Origin of the sequence: Actinomyces sp. 594, assembly GCF_019325145.1 — a bacterium.
Taxonomy (GTDB): domain Bacteria; phylum Actinomycetota; class Actinomycetes; order Actinomycetales; family Actinomycetaceae; genus Actinomyces.
In genome coordinates this window covers 1-639 of record NZ_PIZC01000061.1, presented here as the reverse complement: position 1 = coordinate 639, position 639 = coordinate 1, and the positions used below count along the sequence as shown (strand labels likewise).

1 protein-coding gene is annotated in these 639 nt (G+C 68.7%); it reads left to right on the top strand.

Annotated elements, in window-relative coordinates; genetic code table 11:
• Positions 1-154: 154 nt before the first annotated feature.
• The coding region (locus GZ998_RS11080) for a polymorphic toxin type 15 domain-containing protein (RefSeq protein WP_219109866.1) at positions 155-639 on the top strand (485 nt) is incomplete at its 3' end.

Genomic DNA, 639 nt, shown 5'->3' with positions numbered 1-639 from the left:
ACCTGCGCATCACCGACGCCCACACCTACCTGACCCTGCAAGCACAGCAGAGCGACATCACCATCAGCGACCCGGTAGGCGCCAACTGGGGCCAGATCGCCCCGATTATCCGCGCCGACCCCGCCACCTCCCCACTCAGCCAGGCGAGCGAGTCATGACGGCCAGCGGCAACACGGCCCCCGGCCCTATGGCCCTGCCCGACGAGCACGGCTTCCGCCACGCCCTGGGCGCCGAGGACCCCGGAGCGGTCGCCAAGCAGTACCAGCCCCCACCAGCACGCGACAACCGCACCATGGTGCGCACCGTCTACCACAACGGCCGCAGCCGCGACCTACAGGCCAAGGGCGCCGAGTTCGAGTTCCAGCTCGACGGCCAATACCAGGTCCTGGCGCAAATGCCCGCCAAGGACTACCTGGCCGCCCGCGACCTGTTCAGACAGCAAGGCAGACAAGGCAACGAAGCCACACGACAAGCACGAAGAGACCTCTACAAGCGACTCGCCGCGCACGGTAACGATCAACTCGGCGTGCCTCGCGCCGCGTCCCGCGCCTGGGCGCGTGAGGCTATGCGGCAGGTAGCGATCCTGCACAACCCCGACCAGGTCCTGGGAGGCAACCTGAGGCCCTCCCGGGACGCGGG